The following is an 18,727-nucleotide window of genomic DNA, read 5'->3' on the forward strand; positions in this document are numbered from 1 at the left end:
TCCGTCATGTCATTACAAAAAAGGCAAGCTGACCATTTCATGCCCATAGATCCTGTCGTAGTCTAGGTTATAGATCAAGCCCTGGAATAGACGAAATCGGCCACCAAACAGAATAGATTAATAACGATAATCTATTGAAACACTATTTTGCTCTAAGCATTAAACCAACAGGAATAGCCAAGCGTTAAAACGGTAAAATATCCGTCAAATAAAATAACGCAGTTGCATCAAACAAGCTACAGGCTGATATAGCCGATAACCAGCCCGTAAATGGCGCCGGCAGCGGCAACAATGGCTACAGCAAACAGCATTTTTTCGATGACAGTAAATACAGGCATGTGCTGCTCCCTTTTTGCCAGAATAAACAATAACGTACCCGGCCCATAAATGACTGCCGATAATAGGACGTATTTCAAGCCTCCGGCATAGACCATCAGTAAAGCATACAAGGTTGCAATACCAGCAATAATCAGGTCTTTCTTGTGATCGGTTTTATCCATCTCATAGGTTTCACCACGCCAAGCCAGCTTTAAACCGTAAGCCGCCACCAATAAATAGGGAATCAGAACCAATGAGCTGGTTAGCTCTAACGCCAGTTGAAAGGCATATTCCGTGAACAACGTAACAATTAAGAAAAACTGTATAAAAATATTCGACATCCATACGGCGGCAAAAGGCACCCCACGTTTATTTTCCTTCGCTAATACCTTTGGCAGAATGTGGCTTTTAGCCGCGGAATAAAGCGCTTCGGCTGCCAATAGTGTCCACGAAAGATAAGCACCCATTACCGAGATAATCAGGCCAATACTGATAAATATTGCACCCCAGCGGCCAACAATATGTTCCAGGACACCCGCCATTGACGGCTGGCGCAACCCCGCCAGATCCGAACGTAATAGCACGCCGTAAGATAACATCGTTACCAGCACCAATAAGCACAGCACGCCTATAAAACCGAGAACCGTAGCGATGCCGACGTGTTTTCGCTCTCTGGCATAGCGGGAGTAGACGCTCGCGCCTTCAATACCGACAAATACGAATACCGTCACTAACATGGTACTGCGCACCTGAGTAAATAAAGAAACAGAAGACGAATTTATTTCTGTGGCGGCATATCCGACATAACCATAATCATCCCAATGAGCCATATCTGCCCCACTTTGAGGCACCTGAGTTCCCCAGAAATTCTGCACAAAAACATGGCTGTCAAAAGCAAAAATCAACACGATGATAAAAATACAGATAGGAATAACTTTAGCGAAAGTCGCAATAGTATTAATGGTTGCCGCCTCTTTGACACCCCGCAACACCATAAAATGAAAACTCCAGAGAATCATCGAGGCAATCAACACCGCCGAAAGAGAATTACCGTCACCCAAAATAGGGAAGAAAGCACCCAAGGTAGATTTAATCAGCACGAAATACGAGACGCTACCGATACAGGCTCCAGCCCAAAAGCCGATAGCCGAAGCAAAACCGGCGTAGTCGCCAAAGCCTTTTTGCGCATAAATATACACCCCGGCATCCAGTTCCGGTTTTCGTTGAGCCAGCGTCTGAAACACAAAGGCCAACGTTAACATACCGCCACCAGCGATAAACCAGGCGATCATGGCTCCAAAGCCACCGGTGGCGCGCCCAAAAGTTGCAGGAAGGGAGAAGATACCCGCGCCGATCATCGATCCCACCACCAATGAGGTTAACGACCATAATGAGAGTTTTTTAATTGCGGATGTTGGCATAGATGATGCTCCCAGTGAAGAGTCATGTCGTTAGACGGATATCCCTTTCACTGAGTATATGAGTAATACTCCTAAGTGCATGATCAAGCCGTCACAAGTTATCAATTTAGGCTCTATGACCTAGAAGAGATGCTATTAATAATCATTTAAATTTATTATGCTGCGAACTGGTAATGAGCGATTGGCTCATATATCTTTCTCAGACTTAAAGGGAAGCATTGATGCTCCGCCGTTTTTTCGCTTATTACGCCCCGTATAAAGGACTTTTCCTTCTTGATTTTGGTTGTGCCATTCTGGCTGGATTGCTGGAACTGGGTTTCCCAATGGCAGTCAAAACCTTTATTGATAAATTGCTGCCGGATCAAAACTGGTCACTGATTCTGTGGGCTGCCGCAGGCTTGCTACTGATTTATCTCCTTAATACTGCACTCATGGCGGTAGTTAACTATTGGGGTCACGCTTTAGGCGTCGGGATTGAAACCGATATGCGCCGACAGGCTTTCAGCCACCTGCAAAAACTCTCCTTCCGCTACTACGACAACACCAAGACGGGTCATATCATTACCCACGTCACCAAAGATCTTGAGGAGGTTGGCGAAATCGCTCATCACGGCCCGGAAGATCTGTTTATTGCTGTGATGACGTTCATTGGCGCATTTATTCTGATGGCACTGGTACATTTGCCATTGGCATTGATCACCATTGTTATCGTGCCGTGCATGACATACATGGTGAGCCGCTATGGTTCGCAAATGACCGATACATGGCGTAAGTTATTTGGTCAGGTCGGCAATTTTAATGCGCGAATCGAAGAAAGTATTGGTGGTATCCGGGTGGTAAAAGCCTTTGCCAATGAGTCACACGAAAAGAAACTTTTTGCCAAGGATAACGAAAACTATCGCACCACCAAGTTACGTGCCTATCGCATTATGACAACCAGCATGACTCTAAGCTACCTCAGTACCCGCCTGGTACAGTTGATTGTTATGGTGTTTGGCACTTGGTATGTCATTGAAGGACAACTTAGTTATGGCGGGTTTGTTGGCTTCTTGCTGTTGGTCGAAGTTTTCTTCCGCCCAGTGGCCAAAATCACCTCGGTACTGGAAAGCTATCCGAAAGGTATTGCTGGTTTTAAGCGCTTCACGCATTTAATTGATACTGCGCCCGATATTCAGGATAACCCAGATGCACAGACGGTCGGTCATTTGCAGGGTGATATTCGCTATCAAAACGTCAATTTTGGCTATACCTCCAGCAGCCCAATCTTCACCGATCTGAATTTGCATATCCGAGCCGGTGAAACCGTTGCCTTTGTTGGCCCATCGGGGGCGGGGAAAACCACCCTCTGTTCGTTGTTGCCGCGTTTTTATGAGATTGATTCTGGAACCATTACCATTGATGGTATTGATATCAGAAACATGACTCAGCAATCTTTACGCAACAATATTGGTATCGTTCAGCAAGATGTATTTCTGTTCGGTGGCACTATTCGGGAAAATATTGCCTACGGTAAGTTAGATGCCAGCGATCACGAAATTATGCGGGCAGCGCAACAAGCCAAACTGGATGAGTTGATTAACACGCTGCCGGAGGGACTGGATACGCTGGTCGGCGAACGCGGAGTCAAACTTTCCGGGGGGCAAAAACAACGTCTTTCTATCGCACGCATTTTCCTGAAAAATCCGCCAATTTTAATCTTGGATGAAGCCACCTCAGCACTGGATACCGCCACTGAACAAGCCATTCAACAAGCGCTTATTGAGCTGTCTCATGGCCGAACCACGCTGGTGATCGCCCACCGTCTGGCGACGATCCAAAATGCGGATCGGATTATCGTGGTGGATAAGGACGGCATTGTTGAACAAGGGAATCATCAGGATTTATTGGCCCGTCAAGGCACTTACGCCCGTTTGCACCATGCGCAGTTTAGCACGGTCTGATCCCCCTAAAAATCACCCGTCAGGTATTGCGGGTGGTAAACTGGAGGAAAATTCGGCCAAAGCCATTCCATCGCAGGCTTAAATAGGGTAAAAGGACGCCATGAAAATTCCAAAACGAATCCAACCCTTGGTTGATGACGGCTTGGTTGATGAAGTCATCCGCCGATTGAAGAGTGGCAAAGAAGCCGACGTTTATGTAGTACGTTGCGGTTCAGATATTCGCTGCGCCAAAGTGTATAAAGAAGCGGAAAACCGCAGCTTTAAACAAGCCGTTCAATATCAGGAAGGGCGCAAAGTTAGAAACAGCCGCGATGCCCGCGCCATGGCTAAAGGCTCTAAATTTGGCCGTAAGCAGCAGGAAGATACCTGGCAAACCGCTGAGGTGGATGCTCTGTATCTGTTGGCCAATGCCGGTGTTCGGGTTCCTCAACCCTATGCCTGCCTGGATGGCGTGCTGCTGATGGAACTGGTTACCGATGAAGACGGGCTGGCTGCACCACGGCTAAGTGACGTCCCGCTATCGCCTGAACAGGCTGTGCACGACCACGGACTGGTCATTCAGTATGTGGTACGAATGTTGTGTGCCGGATTGGTGCATGGCGATCTTTCCGAATTTAATGTTCTGATGGATGCCAACGGGCCAGTGATTATCGATTTACCGCAGGTAGTGAATGCCGCGGCCAATAATCATGCAAAATCAATGCTGGAACGTGATGTCGGCAATATGACCAGCTATTACGGCCAATATGCGCCAGAATTGTTGGGCCGTAAGTATGCCAAAGAAATGTGGGCATTATATGAGGATGGTAAACTACGCCCTGATACGCAATTAACCGGTCACTTTGAAGAAAGTGCCCATGCCGCCGATGTCGAGTCGGTGCTGGATGAAATCAAAGCCGTTATTGCCGAAGAGGAAGAGCGTCTGCGCTCGATTCAGAATCCCGATTAAGTGTATGGGTAGAGCATTTATCTCCCTGCTCTACCCTACTCTTTTGCTTCTCTTCACCTTCTCTGCGTATTTACAGCAGGATCGCTTCGACACGGTTTTTCCCTGCTATCTTAGCTCGATACAACGCTTTATCCGCGCAATCTGAAACCTCGGCGGGTGTTAGCCCACCGAGGGTTGGAACGATGGTCGCCACGCCAATACTGATTGTAACCTTACCTTTCGGCGATACCGCATGAGGAATATCGAGCTTTTCAATCGAGTATCTCATTCGTTCAGCCACCAACCAGGCTTCCTCGCTATTACACGGTGACAGCAGCACGATAAACTCTTCGCCACCATAGCGAGCGAGTACATCGGTATTCTCTCTAATCGCTGACGATAAGGTTTCAACCACCAGTTTCAGACAGATATCACCACGGCCATGACCATAGAGGTCATTGAAACTTTTAAAATTATCAAAATCAATCATGAGTACGGAAAGAGATTCCCCCGAAGACTGGCTCATTTGCCAAGTCTGGCGGTAGATCTCGTCGAAATGGCGGCGATTTGCCACGCCCGTAAGCACATCGGTCTGGGCCAGTGCTTTCAGAATAGATTCTGACTGTTTTAATTCGGTAATATCAAAAAAAGAACCGTACCATACGGTGATACCGTTAGCACTTTGGGTTGGAAAAGATTCCCCATGCAGCCAACGCATACCTTTCTGCGGTAACGTTACCCGGAAATCGCAGCTCCATACGGATAAATCTCGCTGAGAAATCTCTAACTGCTGGCGCAGCATAACCCTATCCGCTGGGTGAATCAGCGAAAAGATCGGATTTTCATGCTTGGGTATATTGATAACCTCTTGCGGTGAAAGACCGAATATTTTTTTGATACCGTCACTACAATATTTAAAATATGAATCACCTTCCGCACTTAAATAGTAGGCATAAATCATTGCCGGAATATTGCGCGTCAAACGATTCATCAATTTTTGGCTATTTTCGAGTTTTATCAGTAATTCCTTACGCTCCGAAATATCAGAGATAAGATTGATATAACCGATAGGCTTTCCCTGATCGTCATTAATGACATGGAGACTCAGCGTCCCCCAAAATGATTCGCCATTCTTACGCTGATAAAGCCACTCACTGGCTTCAGGTTGGGCATTTTCCCGACCTGAAACACTAGCTTGCTCACCACGATCTGAATCCACGGAGATCACATCCGTGATCTGATGCCCCAGCACTTCCTGCTTGTCGATACCAAACATTCTTTCCGCGCCAATGTTAAAAGTACGGATACGGTTTTCCAGATCGGTGGTAATAATCGCCACTTGCGTTTCTGCACTCAAAAATGATTCTAATTGCAGATTAAGTAATGTGTCTTTTTTACAAGGCTGGTCACTTTTACAACGGGAGCCAACCGTCTTCCTTGCGAAAAATCGCAGGCTATTCAGGTAAAAATAACGTAACCCCATAAATCAAACTCACTTATTATTGAATATATAAATTGATTAACCAAAAACCCCATTGCATTAAAAAAATTAATGTAATGAGGAGCAAATGATAACATAGCCAAACATTTATTTACAGATGCTTAACTCTAAATCTGCTACTGAGCGCATCATCACAAAAGCAGACCGTTTAGAATTTATAACTGGTAATAATCAAAAAAATAGTCCAGATAAATAGTTGTGTAACCTTGGAGTTTTATCAACCAAATCATGCTTTACAGCCAATTCTTAATCATCCTCTACATCAGCATAATCCCGTAGCACGATGTCAAGAATTCCTCGGAAAAGCGCCTATACACTGGGTTTAGATAACGATATATCATATCATTTGCTTTTCTTTTATGACGTAAGTCAACGATCCCAAAAAATCATTATAATGGACTACCCCAGCAACAATACATCAAAACTATTAATCATTTATGAACGGTAAATCTAACAGCAACATGATCAGATATATGAGTCATCATGGCAGAAACCGGTGGTGCCGCAGATAATCGGGCAATGCCGTGAGGTACGCCAAACACGGCATAATCCAATGCATGGCCGCTTTCGTGTGTCCGCATCACTGGACCGACCACGTTATAGTGATTGGTCAAACCCGCACTGGGGGAAGATAACGAGGCTCGCAGGCTATCCGGCGATTGATTAAAATCTCCCATAATAACCCAACTGGCCTCAGGTCTTTGTGGCAACACATCATTAGTCATAAAACTGTCGATAAAACGGACAATCTGCGAAGCTTCGTTATGGGGATGCGCCCCGGCATGCAAGTTAAAGAAGTAGTCATTGTTAATTCGGATGCCTAATGTTGGTCGGACATTCGCCCCCGCCTCCATCGGCGGAACAATAATGATCTCATCGGCTCTAATGCGCGACGCAATGGCGATATTGAGCCGATGAACGCGAATATCATTATTTAAATGATAGATATAAATCTGCCCCCCACGCTCGCCTCCCGGCCGCCAGATGGATTCTTCAATATCAGAAATCACACCTCGACGCTGTGGATTGGTTGATGAATGCTGCCCGCCAGAGAGGCGCTGTAGCGGAACGCCACCGGCGGTTCCTGGAACAGCGGTAGGCTGTGCCGAAGGCGGCCTGGCTCCCGCCTCCTGGATCGCCACAATTTGTATCCCTTCAAGCAAAAACATACACTTAATACCAGTAACCCATTTAGAATTACTGCCTGCACCGCTGTATGCGCCCTGAATATTCCAGGTTGACAGTTTGTAATCCGTGACAACAGCATCGGCTCTGGCACCATAACCAATCACTCCGGCTATAAGCATCCTGATTACATATTTCTTCATTCTCACCTCCAGCCATAACTATCATTTTTTTAGTGGTGGAACGATGGTCCAGTAATAATAAAAATCATTGCCTTTACATACGTCACTATATGCATAATAGTGACGTACACCTGGATAAATATAAAGACAGTCACTATTGCTATTAAAACGTAATAATATTGCGCCCGTATCAACTAACTCCATATTGATCTGCTGTGAAGATAAAGCATAATCGCAGTGATTCTCAATAACTTGATATCCACGAAAATAATTTTGCAGACACAGACCGGAATACTCATTCTTTAACGACAAAGTGCCATTTTCATTATATATGGTTTTCCAATTTGCATTTTTATTCCAGCTAGCATTCAGGCTATACGCGTAATCTGCCGAGAGATATTCATTAGGTTCATACTCATAGCTATACAGTAAAGTACCGCTCCCTATATTATACAGCGAGACCGCTGGGGGCGTGTCTTCTATAGGAGTATACTCAATAGACCCCGGCATCTCTTCTTTATATCCTCTTGATAACTCGTTATTTTTAACATCCGCCAGCGCATTTTTAGCCGCACATAGCATAATAAATAAATTAATATATATGATTGTTTTATGCATAACTCTTCCCTATGTATCCAAAAAAAACCAAGCATTAAACCCTCAGTCAATTAACATCAACCCTGCACATCGTTCATTAATACCGCTAGATAAGTTTCAAAATATTACATTCTTAATGCAAACTCAATCTTATGTAAATTATGATTACACGGGTATTTAAATGCTAATCGCATTTATTAGAATACAATGCTATGTTAATTTTATGATTTAAACCTGAGGAGGATAGCGGAGGAAAAGAAAAATAGTCATGGGTTTATTATTATAATTGCAACATGTATAATAACTAATGTGTATTATTTTATTGAGATATAAAAACAATCGGAAAATTTAATTGCTGGAATTATTCCAATTCTTGGTCCATGCTTGAAGACCAGATGTTGAATAACAGCTTGATCACATCATTTGTTATTTTTACGTAAATGATAAGGAAAACGATATGTTATTAAAATCCATTCGTAACGTTTCATTAACCGCATTACTGCTATGTACCGCAACCGCAGCATTCGCGGCGACTCCAGCAACATCTACAACGCCAAAAGACATGACCTGCCAGGAATTTCTCGATCTGAACCCTAAAAGCGCTACTCCAGTAGTGTTCTGGGTACTGAACGATGGCACTCAATATAAAAATGTCGATTTTCAGGAAACCGACACGGTAGTGACGCCTAAAGTTTTCGAACTGTGTAAAAAATCACCGGAGAAAAAATTGAGCGATTTTAAACAAGATATTATGAACTTCGCGAAAAAACATCTGTAAGACGAAATAAGAAACTTCATGATGGCGATATATAATGGCGATCATGGAGTTTCTAGTATCACGCCATCAGCTCTGAATATTAAGTTACACCGTAACCAATTATCCATCACATGACAGTAGCTCTTACCCTTTGGTTGCCTATCTACGCCGCGTTAACCGAGTTATCCGAATAAATAACCTTGCCTAAATGCATCGGCAAAAAGGCTGCGATCAGGCAGCCTTCGACAAGAATCCAACTTCTGTTAGCCGTTCAAAGAGATCGAGCTTTTTAATGCCTGATCCTGCTGATGCCGCTCCAGCGCCAGTTCGATCAAGGTCGTGATCAACTCAGTAGAATCAATGCCGGTCGCGCGCCACAGTTTCGGATACATACTGATATTGGTAAAACCAGGTAGTGTATTTATTTCATTGATAATAATTTTATTATCTGGGGTTAGGAAAACATCAACCCGCGCCATACCCAGGCATTCCAGCGTACGGAAAGCCTCCACCGCAACCGCCCGAATCCTATCGCTAACCTGCGCATCAAGCACCGCCGGAATAACAACCTGCGCGCCACTATCACTAATATATTTAGTATCGTAAGAGTAAAATTCATCGCTAATCACGACTTCACCGCATAGGCTGGCTTTCGGCTGATCGTTACCCAAAACCGCACACTCTATTTCACGACCTACAATGGCTGACTCAACCAGAACTTTATGGTCAAAGCTGAATGCCAGTTCAACAGCAGCGGTAAACTCCTCCGCACTGCACACCTTACTTACACCAACGGAAGAACCTTGGTTGGCCGGTTTGATAAACAGCGGTAAACCCAGTTTTTCTCGCACTGGCTCAAAACCATATTGCTCACGATTGGCGCGGGTCAGCGTGATAAAAGGCGCGATATTCAACCCGGCATCCCGGAGCAAGCGTTTGGTAACATCTTTATCCATACTAGCCGCCGAACCAACCACTCCCGAACCGACAAAAGGCATGTTCGCCATCCGCAATAGCCCTTGCAGCGATCCGTCTTCACCTAATGTGCCATGCACAATCGGGAAAACAACGTCCAACTGCGACAATGCCGATGCATTGTTCGCATCAATCAGTTGTCGCTGTTGTTGACCCGGCACTAAAGCAACATTTTTATTGGAATGATTAAGCGCAATCAGCGCGGGGTTTTCCGCGTGTAAAAGATAGCTGGACGCATCATTGACGTGCCACTGGCCTTGTTTATCAATCCCTAACAAGGTGACTTCAAACTTTTCCGTATCGATCGCATCAACAATATTCTTTGCCGATTGTAATGACACTTCGTGTTCAGCCGATTTACCACCAAAAATCACACCCACCCGTATTTTCGTCACGCCAGATTCCTTCTAAACCCAATTACTAACCGATAAGTAAAGTCATGCTAAAATTCGCACAGCAACAAAATTATTCTGCTTTTTTATGGGCGAACCCGGCACGTTAGCTATTCGGCCCACATAAATATAGACCGAAATATTATAATACAATGCTCTCATTGCAGGCATATCACACTAATACAGTTTTACGCTCTGCGTAAGTCTTTCCTGATGGAATCAGATAATCTTGCCACTGAAAAAAATGCGGTGGTACTTTAATACAAAAAAATGGTCGTAACGCTGAAAAAACGTTCAATAGTAAACACCATTATACCTAGCTAGCAAAACCTGCTATCCAGAATGAGCACTGTCCCACAGCAACTACCAAGCACTCACCTACGTTTACAATAGATGATTTGGATGATCACAAAATCGAAAAATGCAGATACATAATCTCCTCAATGTGAGACTTATTCACCCCCGATTATTCAATATCAGATTCGGCCACACACCATTGCATCAAAAAACAATCCAGATGCTTTTGGGCCAAAGGGGAAAAATAGCGGCTTTGCCTCAGTAAGGTAAAGTCATGGTGTTGATAAAATGCAACCGCATTAGGTGTGGACGAAAGTTTGAGGGTTCTGATTCCCCGTGCAATGGCTTCGTGCTTTATGGCATTCATTATCAATGACGCGACCCCTTTTCTCTGGTAGCTCGATAAAGTGAATACGGCTTCCACCCGATGATTGGTGAGATCCAGAAAACCGGAACCCACCGGAAATGTTCCCCATTCATCATCAACCACAAAAAATGGATGAATTTGTATCATGGGAAGAAATCCCGAAGGCATATTATCCGGCGTCCATGCCGCAAGCGTTTCGGCGTCATAAACGCCCTGGCAACCGGTTCTCAGTGCATCATTTCTTAACGCCCATAGTGCTTCAGCCTCCTCTACCCTGGCCTTTCTCACTTGCATAACGCCTCTCTTTATTTTTCCGCATCCGATAACATTAATAATATATTGCCTTGCTTGCCCTACAATTAAATAATGCTTCAAGTTTTCACGATAGCATTCGCGGCAAACTGGCAGTAAAATGATTAATGTTGCTGATATATTCACCCCAGCGTAGGACAATAACGTAAATGGACTTAGGAATGAATTAATGGATATCAAATTTGCAGTCGTAGTGACCTTCAGCGTGTTACTTTCCGGTTGTGCTGGTTATTCTGACACCCACTCCCCATGCTACGATAAAGCTTCTGCCAAATGTCACGGTAACCATATGAATTCAGGTCCAGTACTCAATGATCGCGGCCAAATCGATCATCGTATGCAACAGGTGCAACAACGCGGACAACAAGATAACTCCACCGATGGTGGTGCGCGTTTTGGTTGGTAACACGTCGATATCGTATCGCTGAAGGATACTGGCTCATACCGGCAACGTTATTATTTTATAGATCAATACCGCAATCTGAATGCCAGCTAAATAATCTGATAATCTCGTGTTAAGAGCCAATCTGAAAAAGCTGCCGTCAATAACTTCTCAGCTAGACTGCCGGTAATAATGCGATAGCATAGTGATAGGATGCCTGATAAATTTTATTCAATTAATTTTTGGAGTAAATATGGCTCAAAATATCTATGATAATCCGGTATTTTTCGCCGGTTATGCACAGTTAAATCGCTCAATTCAGGGGCTGAACGGTGCGCCCGAGTGGAGTTCAATAGCCAATATGTTACCGGATATGTGCGGCATGCAGGTGGTTGATTTAGGCTGTGGATATGGCTGGTTTTGCCGTTATGCCCGAGAACAAGGTGCTAGCAATATATTGGGTCTTGATGTTTCAGAAAAAATGCTGGCCAAAGCCCATGAAATGACCCGTGATGATAAAATAACCTATCGACGACAAGATCTTGAACAACTTCAGTTACCAGAAAATAGCCATGACCTGGCCTACAGTTCATTAGCGTTGCACTATCTCGTTAATTTGAGTGATTTATTCAATGTCATTTATCGCTCGCTTAAGCCCGGCGGAAAATTTATTTTCTCCGTAGAACACCCTATTTTCACCGCTCCGAATAAGCAAGGTTGGCTGACTGATAGTAAAGGTCAGAAGTCGTGGCCGGTTAATCGTTATCAGGATGAAGGTGACCGCATTACCAATTGGTTGGCTGATGGTGTTATTAAGCAGCACCGGACTCTGGCAACCTATATTAATCTGTTGATCGAAGCTGGGTTTAGATTAACCCGGCTTGAAGAGTGGGGGCCAACGGCACAGCAAATTGCAGAGCAACCGGCATTGGCAGAAGAAAAAGAACGTCCGATGTTATTACTAGTTTCAGTTATTAAACCCTAATCTTATTTCGATAAAATTTCCGTGCTTAAACATAAAAACTATTCAGGTTCACCTCAAAATAAAAAAACCGCTCAAGGCGGTTTTTTATTTTGACTGAGCTGATTGACTCAGAAATATCGGTATTAGCCGTATCGGCCGGCCGTTATTGCGTTATTTAAACAGCAACAACATTGGCGGCTGAAGGACCTTTAGCGCCATTCTCAATCGAGAACTCTACGCTCTGGCCTTCGTCCAGGGTTTTAAAATCGTTGCTCTGAATTGCAGAAAAATGCACAAACACATCTTTGCTACCATCAGTTGGGGTAATAAAGCCAAAACCTTTACCCGCATCAAACCATTTTACTAAACCAGTCATTTTATTAGACATTGATACTTCCTTCATTTATTTTTTTGTCGCTGCCATAAGGCATTTATTGTCGGTTTTTTTATTTATATGGCGCGTTGGAAGGGCATTCACGGAGAAGGTATCACTTGATAACACTTGTTCGGAGAACTGCTTTACTCACACTGCTGACATAACTTTTACGGTAAACCGTTAACACTATTTTACGGGAGAGAAATATTCACTGCTCAGGGAAACCCGTCATCGCTATCGGAACCTTTCTCTCCGTTATTGCGTTATTTAAACAGCAACAACATTGGCGGCTGAAGGACCTTTAGCGCCATTCTCAATCGAGAACTCTACGCTCTGGCCTTCGTCCAGGGTTTTAAAATCGTTGCTCTGAATTGCAGAAAAATGCACAAACACATCTTTGCTACCATCAGTTGGGGTAATAAAGCCAAAACCTTTACCCGCATCAAACCATTTTACTAAACCAGTCATTTTATTAGACATTGATACTTCCTTCATTTATTTTTTGTCGCTGCCATAAGGCAAAAGAGGCTTGTTATTCAGTTGTTTCTTATGGGGCACTAAAGAAGGAGTTTCGCGGTGAAGAGATATCTAGTGAGGATAACGCTAATACTGTGAACTGCTTTACTAAAACTGCTTTCATAAGGTCTGTGTTCCAAACCGATAACGCTATTTACTCATAGCCTTACCTTTTAAGCAAGCCCTATTTTTAAAAATAATTAAATACCCACTTGGACGTCTAGCTGTTTAGACATAAATATATCCGCTGTATGTTTTCTCGTGTGACCCTTACAGTGAAATTCTTTCACTCATTCGAGATAATATAGTGAAAAATGGCTAATAGATTATTTTCGCTTTTACCCGATTGGCGTTTAGTCATTAAAATAATCAGTGGTATTTTCTATAAAATTTGAATAATACCCGTGACGCTGAGGTTAGTACTTAATAAATATACCATAATCCGCCCGAGCCATTTTTGTACCCAGCGGGTATTATCATGATAATTCATTCAAAGATAGTCTATGCCACTCGATCAAAGAGGAGTGACCCTACCGCTGCTACTACAGCTATTTATTATTCTCAAAAGCGAGCGCCAGGCCACAACAATCCTCTATACTCGATAAATAAGCGCGCTATACTTCGAATACCGATAGCCGATCCCAGTAGGCGTAATTGTTGCAGTCAGTTTGAACACGGATAGCGCGGAAGAGCCGGAGCTTACACGTAGTATGTGAGGGATGAGCACTACTCTGTTCAAATGGCAAATAAAATAGCCCTAATGGGATAGGCTCTAAGGAGAATGTATGCTTATAGGGTTTGTTCTACTGGTCAGCACATGCGGAATTGATGCTTGTGACGCTCTTCCGGTGTCCGAAGAGATATATCCTACACGGCAGGAATGTCTAGCCGTTGCTGCTAAAATTCATCAACGCCGTCCAAATGTCGTGCTGCTTTGCGGTGAAGTTCATCGACAATAAAAATTCATTAAAATAAATATGTTAGCCAAGCCTTAACAGAACAGGGATAGCAGAAAGAAAATTCTGATACGAAAAATCTCTTGGGACGTTCCGAAACAAGAATTGGCTCAAACCTAATTGTATGCTGAATGTTTATCAGGAATGGATTGACAGTTTAGCGGCTGACACTGCGCCACCTACGCTGACGTCACGAGTGAAAGGATGGATTTTCATTCTGATGGTTGTGATTAACATACTGTAACCCATCGAAAATGCTGAAAAATATTGCCAACAACCGGTCTTTTTTGCTGGAAAGGTGATCTTCCAGGCAGCTCAGCCACCCTATTATTCTGCCAGGTTGGATTTACAACAGAACAGGAACTCTCTTACCAAGAGTGATGGTTTTTCGCTGTCAGATGAAGACATTTCGCCGACTTTAAATAACTTTACGTTGATTTTCGTAACTACAGTCATTAAAGAATATGTTCTAGATCTGACGTTCGGAAAATTAAATAAGGTATTCCAATGTTAAACTTATCCAGACCACTAATATTATTCCTACTTTGCGTGATTGTTAGCGGCACTGACTCCGGTATGTTGACCAATTCTCACGCGTTTTCTTTATATCCCAGCTCCAGTAGCCTCTATGTTCCGACTAGCAATGACTTGGAAGAACTACGGAAAAGTTATGAAGACTCTACCACCAATGCCAGCCATATCATTAAAATGGAAAAAAGTGGCAGTCATAAGTTACTGAATAAAACCAGTCACGCCTGATTTCCCCATCATAGCGTCAGCCTCATTACTCCTCTAGCGCGATATCGAGTCTATAAGCACGTATTAACGGTATCTTTACGTTCTGCGAACTGCTGGCTTTCACTGCGGCAAGCATGAACCATTAACCTTCTTTATTCGGTTTTTAAGCGGCATGGTTGATCAGGTTAACCTCAGCAATCAATAAAAGATCCCAGACGATAGCCGTGCTGTTCGATGGCTGGCTTTAGCGTTGGAGAGGTCAAAATGTCCAATTCGGTCAGTCGTGGGTAACAATATCCACTGGTCATAAGTCTGTTATCGATAAAAGCCGGATGACACATAATTTCAAGTGAACTTACGCCGATTAAATCAGCCTGTTCCAGTAACTGTAAAAACGATTGTTCCGAGATCTGCTCGCCATAAAAACCGGCGTCGAAACACTGAGTGCTGCGTGAATGATCCGGAAGGATACCCCGGAGCCGGGCTTCATTGCGGTCAAGGCGTATCGGCAGTGACTTCTCTTGGGCAAAGGCCGCCACTATTGGATAAATTTGCGGTAACATATGGACGTGATGATGGCTGTCAATATGGCTGGGCGCATGACCAAAAACAGCAATAAACTTCTCGAATTGGTGACGCAACTCTCTTATTACATCATCCGAATTCAGTGTTCCTGCCTCCGCATATTGCCATAATAGCTGGCTCAAATTACCCTTTTCATCAACCAATGACGGCACGGCGCTGAGCGGTTGTCCATAGGTCAGCACAAAGTGCAATCCCACGGGTAACCCCGGATTTTGCTGGCTGAGTTCCGCCGCGTGATCAATGTCCGCGCCATTCACCATTGCGGTGGTTGATGAAACCACACCGTGTCGGAAGGCTTCAATAATGCCGTAATTCTGACCTTTGCATAGACCAAAATCATCCGCATTCACAATCAGTAACTTATCCATTAATCGTACCTTGTTAATGTATTCCGCTGTGGCGAAATGAGCGGAAAACTAATGGGATAATCGCTCGGTAACGCCGTAGAATTTCTTGCGGTAGTTGCCCGGAGTAAAAGACGTCAGTTTCTTGAAATTTTTGATAAATAAAGTGCTATCACTGTAACCCGCCTCAAATGCAATATCTGAAACCAGATAATTCGTCACCTCAAGCTGAGTTTTAGCAAAATTGATGCGGATTTCATTGATAATTTGCATCGGAGTTTTTTGATAAAAACGCTGCGTCGCTCTGGTGAGATATTCCTGCGTTTTACCGGAAAGCGCTACCATATTGGCCAAGGCTTTCTCACTAAATTGCGATTTATCATGCATTTTATCCACGGTGGTTTTCAGCCAGAGAGGAATATCATCGTTGGGGGCGGTTTCTTTATAATGGCAAATACGGTTAGTCACATAAAATGTCAGTAATTCCAATAGCTCCGTCAGTTCATCGTCTTGAACATGGGCTGCGGAAATAGCCGACTCGATATAGGAAAGAAAATCCCCTTTCAGACGATACGCCTGTGAAGCGACGATAGTGCGCAACAGTAAATGGCCATAGTGTTTTTCAAAGAACGCTTTGCTGACGCAGACGTTGAGAATACGCGTCGCGCCAAATTCGTAGAAACTTTGGTGATGGGAGCCAATCGGAATAAAAACAAAGTCTCCGCGTTCTAAAAATACGCGCTTGCCGTTGACCTCCTGATAGCACATACCAGTCAGAATCAGCGTGTATTCATAGTAATCATGCCGATGTAAACCAGTGGCACTTTCTGTTTTGTTGTAAATAAACAAATGGAATTCTTTGTCGTCAAAAAAATCTTTTTTACGTACTAGCCTGACTTCCATCTTATTCACCATCACTTTAGTATTCAAAATAACCGACGAATCTGAGCCATAAGCTCAATGTTATCTGGATCAACCTAGCTTTTGGTGCAACTCAATCAGTTCGGTGATCAATTCTCTGGCTAACATTGCATTCATTAGATGATCCTGAGCATGCACCAATACCAAAGTGACTTTGGTTTTTCCTTCGCCCTGATCTTCTTCAATCAGTTGAGTTTGTACCAAATGTGCTGCATTCAATGCCTTGCGGGACTGGGCCATCAATTCCTCGGCCAGAGTAAAATCACCGGTTTTAGCCGATTGAAGTGCTTTGTAAGCGAGGCTGCGAGCCTGGCCTGCATTGATAATCAGCCCCATTACCACATCTTCCAGCGCACTGCTGGTTTCTTCATTATCAACGATAGAATCTAAATCAAACATGATATTACTCCGTCAGTTAAAACCATTTTGTCTGGCGACATTGGCAAACCAATAACCGCTTTTTTTCAATGTTCGCGTTTGATCAACCATATTTAACCGAACCAATCCATAGCGATTTTTATAAGCGTTAAGCCACGACCAGCAGTCGATAAAGGTCCATAAATGATATCCTTTGCAATTGCAGCCTTCTTGCACGGCTTGATGTAGCCAAGTCAAATGATCGCGAATAAAATCAATCCTATAATCGTCGTTAACCATACCGGTAGCATCGATAAATTGCTCTTCCCCTTCGACGCCCATGCCATTCTCTGAAATATAGCAGGGAATATTGCCATAATTTTCTTTCAAATCTTTCAGTATGTCGTATAGGCCTTTTTCATAAATTTCCCAACCACGGTGAGGATTGATTTTCCGACCCGGCATAAAATAGAAACTAAATAGATCTTCCGGCGTTTTCACCTGTCCAATAACAACGGGTGTTTCTTTCGCCTGAATGCGTCTTGGCTGATAATAGTTAACGCCAAGCAAATCGACCGTCCCGCTCGCAATCAAGTGAGCGTCGCTCGCCTCGATGTGTGGCAATAAATCATGTTGTCGCAACAAGGCAATTAAATCATCCGGATAAACCCCTTTGGTCACCGGATCGAGAAAACTCCGGTTCAGCAGTAAATCCGCGTGATGTGCAGCAACCTGGTCTTCGATACTGTCAGAACGAGGATAAGTCGGGCTAAGGTTTAAAATGATGCCAATAGTCCCACCTTGTCTCAACTGCCGATACGCTGACACCGCTTTGGCATGCGCCAATACGCAGTGATAAGCCACCGTGACCGCACGTTTAAAATCAACTATGCAGGGATAATGCAGATCGTTCAGATAACCGGCCTCAACCGGTACAATCGGCTCGTTAAAGGTAAACCAGTGTTTAACTCTATCGCCAAACAGCATAAAGCAGGTTTTGGCATATCTGGCGTAGGCATCAACTACCGCTGGGTTTTCCCAGCCGCCTTTTTCCTGCATACACAGCGGCATATCAAAGTGGTAAAGATTGATAAACGGCGTGATGCCATTAGCCAATAGGCTATCGATCAGCGCATGATAAAAGGCAATGGCTTTAGGGTTAAGCTCGCCATCGCCAGTGGGGATCAAGCGGGACCAGGATATTGATGTCCTGAATGTGTTATGTCCCAGCGCCTTTAACAGCAAAATATCCTGTTTATAGCAATCGTAAAAGGTTGAGGTATTCTCAGGGCCTATTCGGTCATGAAAACGTTCCGGCGCAATTTCATACCAGTAATCGAAGATATTTTTGCTCTTGCCATCCCGCAGTGCGGCGCCTTCGGACTGTGCTGCCGAGGTGGCACTGCCCCACCAAAAATCATCGGAAAATTGATATTTCATTCCAGCTCCCGGATCTTCCTGCCATAAATAAACCCT

Annotated in this window: 18 protein-coding genes; 6 read left to right on the plus strand and 12 right to left on the minus strand. The window is 43.9% G+C overall.

Annotated features, from left to right (window positions below; all coding sequences use genetic code 11):
- Positions 1–236: 236 nt before the first annotated feature.
- Positions 237–1,739, minus strand: a complete 1,503-nt coding sequence (locus tag DJ39_RS12675) for a basic amino acid/polyamine antiporter (protein WP_004721378.1) — start codon at positions 1,737–1,739, stop codon at positions 237–239.
- Between the two features lie 221 nt (positions 1,740–1,960).
- Here DJ39_RS12675 and DJ39_RS12680 point away from each other — a divergent pair, with 221 nt between their 5' ends.
- Together DJ39_RS12680 and DJ39_RS12685 are read left to right on the plus strand one after the other, a co-directional pair.
- Positions 1,961–3,679 carry an ABC transporter ATP-binding protein gene (locus DJ39_RS12680; protein WP_004721379.1) on the plus strand — a complete coding sequence of 573 codons (1,719 nt, stop codon included), beginning with the start codon at positions 1,961–1,963 and terminating at the stop codon, positions 3,677–3,679.
- A gap of 100 nt (positions 3,680–3,779) precedes the next feature.
- Complete coding sequence (locus DJ39_RS12685) at positions 3,780–4,628, plus strand: PA4780 family RIO1-like protein kinase (protein WP_004721381.1); 849 nt, start codon at positions 3,780–3,782, stop codon at positions 4,626–4,628.
- 70 nt (positions 4,629–4,698) lie between these two features.
- Here the strand turns inward: DJ39_RS12685 and DJ39_RS12690 are convergent, their stop codons facing one another.
- The 3 genes from DJ39_RS12690 to DJ39_RS12700 all read right to left on the minus strand — a co-directional run bounded on the left by DJ39_RS12690 (position 4,699) and on the right by DJ39_RS12700 (position 8,033).
- Positions 4,699–6,090, minus strand: coding sequence for a sensor domain-containing diguanylate cyclase (locus tag DJ39_RS12690; RefSeq protein WP_004721383.1), 1,392 nt, complete (start codon positions 6,088–6,090; stop codon positions 4,699–4,701).
- A 449-nt stretch (positions 6,091–6,539) separates the two neighbouring features.
- On the minus strand, positions 6,540–7,436 hold the full coding sequence (locus DJ39_RS12695) for a cytolethal distending toxin subunit B family protein (RefSeq protein ID WP_038243285.1): 897 nt from the start codon (positions 7,434–7,436) through the stop codon (positions 6,540–6,542).
- A gap of 21 nt (positions 7,437–7,457) precedes the next feature.
- The gene (locus DJ39_RS12700) at positions 7,458–8,033 is read right to left on the minus strand and encodes a hypothetical protein (protein ID WP_004721386.1); all 576 of its coding nucleotides are present in this window, start codon (positions 8,031–8,033) and stop codon (positions 7,458–7,460) included.
- A 436-nt stretch (positions 8,034–8,469) separates the two neighbouring features.
- Here DJ39_RS12700 and hdeB point away from each other — a divergent pair, with 436 nt between their 5' ends.
- On the plus strand, positions 8,470–8,790 hold the full coding sequence (gene hdeB / locus DJ39_RS12705; RefSeq protein ID WP_004721388.1) for an acid-activated periplasmic chaperone HdeB: 321 nt from the start codon (positions 8,470–8,472) through the stop codon (positions 8,788–8,790).
- A 242-nt stretch (positions 8,791–9,032) separates the two neighbouring features.
- On the opposite strand, the gene ddlA is transcribed toward hdeB, so the two are convergent.
- Both ddlA and DJ39_RS12715 read right to left on the minus strand, forming a co-directional pair.
- A complete protein-coding gene (gene ddlA / locus DJ39_RS12710) occupies positions 9,033–10,139 on the minus strand; it encodes a D-alanine--D-alanine ligase (protein WP_038243280.1) in 1,107 nt (368 codons plus the stop codon).
- Positions 10,140–10,602: 463 nt separating this feature from the next.
- Positions 10,603–11,175 carry a GNAT family N-acetyltransferase gene (locus DJ39_RS12715; protein WP_315861760.1) on the minus strand — a complete coding sequence of 191 codons (573 nt, stop codon included), beginning with the start codon at positions 11,173–11,175 and terminating at the stop codon, positions 10,603–10,605.
- A 106-nt stretch (positions 11,176–11,281) separates the two neighbouring features.
- Here DJ39_RS12715 and DJ39_RS12720 point away from each other — a divergent pair, with 106 nt between their 5' ends.
- Both DJ39_RS12720 and DJ39_RS12725 read left to right on the plus strand, forming a co-directional pair.
- Positions 11,282–11,518, plus strand: a complete 237-nt coding sequence (locus tag DJ39_RS12720; RefSeq protein WP_004721395.1) for a hypothetical protein — start codon at positions 11,282–11,284, stop codon at positions 11,516–11,518.
- Between the two features lie 229 nt (positions 11,519–11,747).
- Positions 11,748–12,479 carry a class I SAM-dependent methyltransferase gene (locus tag DJ39_RS12725; RefSeq protein WP_004721397.1) on the plus strand — a complete coding sequence of 244 codons (732 nt, stop codon included), beginning with the start codon at positions 11,748–11,750 and terminating at the stop codon, positions 12,477–12,479.
- 154 nt (positions 12,480–12,633) lie between these two features.
- On the opposite strand, the gene cspE (DJ39_RS12730) is transcribed toward DJ39_RS12725, so the two are convergent.
- Together cspE (DJ39_RS12730) and cspE (DJ39_RS12735) are read right to left on the minus strand one after the other, a co-directional pair.
- On the minus strand, positions 12,634–12,846 hold the full coding sequence (cspE, locus tag DJ39_RS12730; protein ID WP_038240828.1) for a transcription antiterminator/RNA stability regulator CspE: 213 nt from the start codon (positions 12,844–12,846) through the stop codon (positions 12,634–12,636).
- Between the two features lie 255 nt (positions 12,847–13,101).
- On the minus strand, positions 13,102–13,314 hold the full coding sequence (gene cspE / locus DJ39_RS12735; RefSeq protein WP_038240828.1) for a transcription antiterminator/RNA stability regulator CspE: 213 nt from the start codon (positions 13,312–13,314) through the stop codon (positions 13,102–13,104).
- A gap of 1,499 nt (positions 13,315–14,813) precedes the next feature.
- Here cspE (DJ39_RS12735) and DJ39_RS12740 point away from each other — a divergent pair.
- Positions 14,814–15,065, plus strand: coding sequence for a hypothetical protein (locus DJ39_RS12740; protein ID WP_038240827.1), 252 nt, complete (start codon positions 14,814–14,816; stop codon positions 15,063–15,065).
- A gap of 170 nt (positions 15,066–15,235) precedes the next feature.
- Here DJ39_RS12740 and chbG read toward each other — a convergent pair whose 3' ends face one another.
- Genes chbG through DJ39_RS12760 form a run of 4 tightly spaced genes read right to left on the minus strand, consistent with a single transcriptional unit; the run spans position 15,236 to position 18,691 of the window.
- Positions 15,236–15,997, minus strand: a complete 762-nt coding sequence (gene chbG / locus DJ39_RS12745) for a chitin disaccharide deacetylase (protein WP_004721767.1) — start codon at positions 15,995–15,997, stop codon at positions 15,236–15,238.
- 48 nt (positions 15,998–16,045) lie between these two features.
- Complete coding sequence (gene chbR, locus DJ39_RS12750) at positions 16,046–16,888, minus strand: transcriptional regulator ChbR (protein ID WP_071665670.1); 843 nt, start codon at positions 16,886–16,888, stop codon at positions 16,046–16,048.
- Between the two features lie 57 nt (positions 16,889–16,945).
- Entirely contained in the window at positions 16,946–17,293 is a 348-nt protein-coding gene (gene chbA / locus DJ39_RS12755) for a PTS N,N'-diacetylchitobiose transporter subunit IIA (RefSeq protein ID WP_004721770.1), read from the minus strand.
- A gap of 12 nt (positions 17,294–17,305) precedes the next feature.
- Complete coding sequence (locus tag DJ39_RS12760; protein ID WP_038251437.1) at positions 17,306–18,691, minus strand: glycoside hydrolase family 1 protein; 1,386 nt, start codon at positions 18,689–18,691, stop codon at positions 17,306–17,308.
- Positions 18,692–18,727: the final 36 nt, after the last annotated feature.

It is taken from the genome of Yersinia ruckeri ATCC 29473, assembly GCF_000754815.1.
Lineage (GTDB): Bacteria > Pseudomonadota > Gammaproteobacteria > Enterobacterales > Enterobacteriaceae > Yersinia > Yersinia ruckeri.

Excerpts from the sequence above, each read along its gene's own strand:
- DJ39_RS12695 (WP_038243285.1), bottom strand. The coding sequence starts at position 7,436 with ATGAAGAAATATGTAATCAGGATGCTTATAGCCGGAGTGATTGGTTAT.
- chbA (WP_004721770.1), bottom strand. The coding sequence starts at position 17,293 with ATGTTTGATTTAGATTCTATCGTTGATAATGAAGAAACCAGCAGTGCG.
- DJ39_RS12675 (WP_004721378.1), bottom strand. The coding sequence starts at position 1,739 with ATGCCAACATCCGCAATTAAAAAACTCTCATTATGGTCGTTAACCTCA.
- cspE (WP_038240828.1), bottom strand. The coding sequence starts at position 12,846 with ATGTCTAATAAAATGACTGGTTTAGTAAAATGGTTTGATGCGGGTAAA.
- cspE (WP_038240828.1), bottom strand. The coding sequence starts at position 13,314 with ATGTCTAATAAAATGACTGGTTTAGTAAAATGGTTTGATGCGGGTAAA.
- DJ39_RS12680 (WP_004721379.1), top strand. The coding sequence starts at position 1,961 with ATGCTCCGCCGTTTTTTCGCTTATTACGCCCCGTATAAAGGACTTTTC.
- DJ39_RS12720 (WP_004721395.1), top strand. The coding sequence starts at position 11,282 with ATGGATATCAAATTTGCAGTCGTAGTGACCTTCAGCGTGTTACTTTCC.
- DJ39_RS12685 (WP_004721381.1), top strand. The coding sequence starts at position 3,780 with ATGAAAATTCCAAAACGAATCCAACCCTTGGTTGATGACGGCTTGGTT.
- DJ39_RS12725 (WP_004721397.1), top strand. The coding sequence starts at position 11,748 with ATGGCTCAAAATATCTATGATAATCCGGTATTTTTCGCCGGTTATGCA.
- DJ39_RS12700 (WP_004721386.1), bottom strand. The coding sequence starts at position 8,033 with ATGCATAAAACAATCATATATATTAATTTATTTATTATGCTATGTGCG.
- chbG (WP_004721767.1), bottom strand. The coding sequence starts at position 15,997 with ATGGATAAGTTACTGATTGTGAATGCGGATGATTTTGGTCTATGCAAA.
- DJ39_RS12740 (WP_038240827.1), top strand. The coding sequence starts at position 14,814 with ATGTTAAACTTATCCAGACCACTAATATTATTCCTACTTTGCGTGATT.
- DJ39_RS12690 (WP_004721383.1), bottom strand. The coding sequence starts at position 6,090 with ATGGGGTTACGTTATTTTTACCTGAATAGCCTGCGATTTTTCGCAAGG.
- hdeB (WP_004721388.1), top strand. The coding sequence starts at position 8,470 with ATGTTATTAAAATCCATTCGTAACGTTTCATTAACCGCATTACTGCTA.
- chbR (WP_071665670.1), bottom strand. The coding sequence starts at position 16,888 with ATGGTGAATAAGATGGAAGTCAGGCTAGTACGTAAAAAAGATTTTTTT.
- DJ39_RS12760 (WP_038251437.1), bottom strand. The coding sequence starts at position 18,691 with ATGAAATATCAATTTTCCGATGATTTTTGGTGGGGCAGTGCCACCTCG.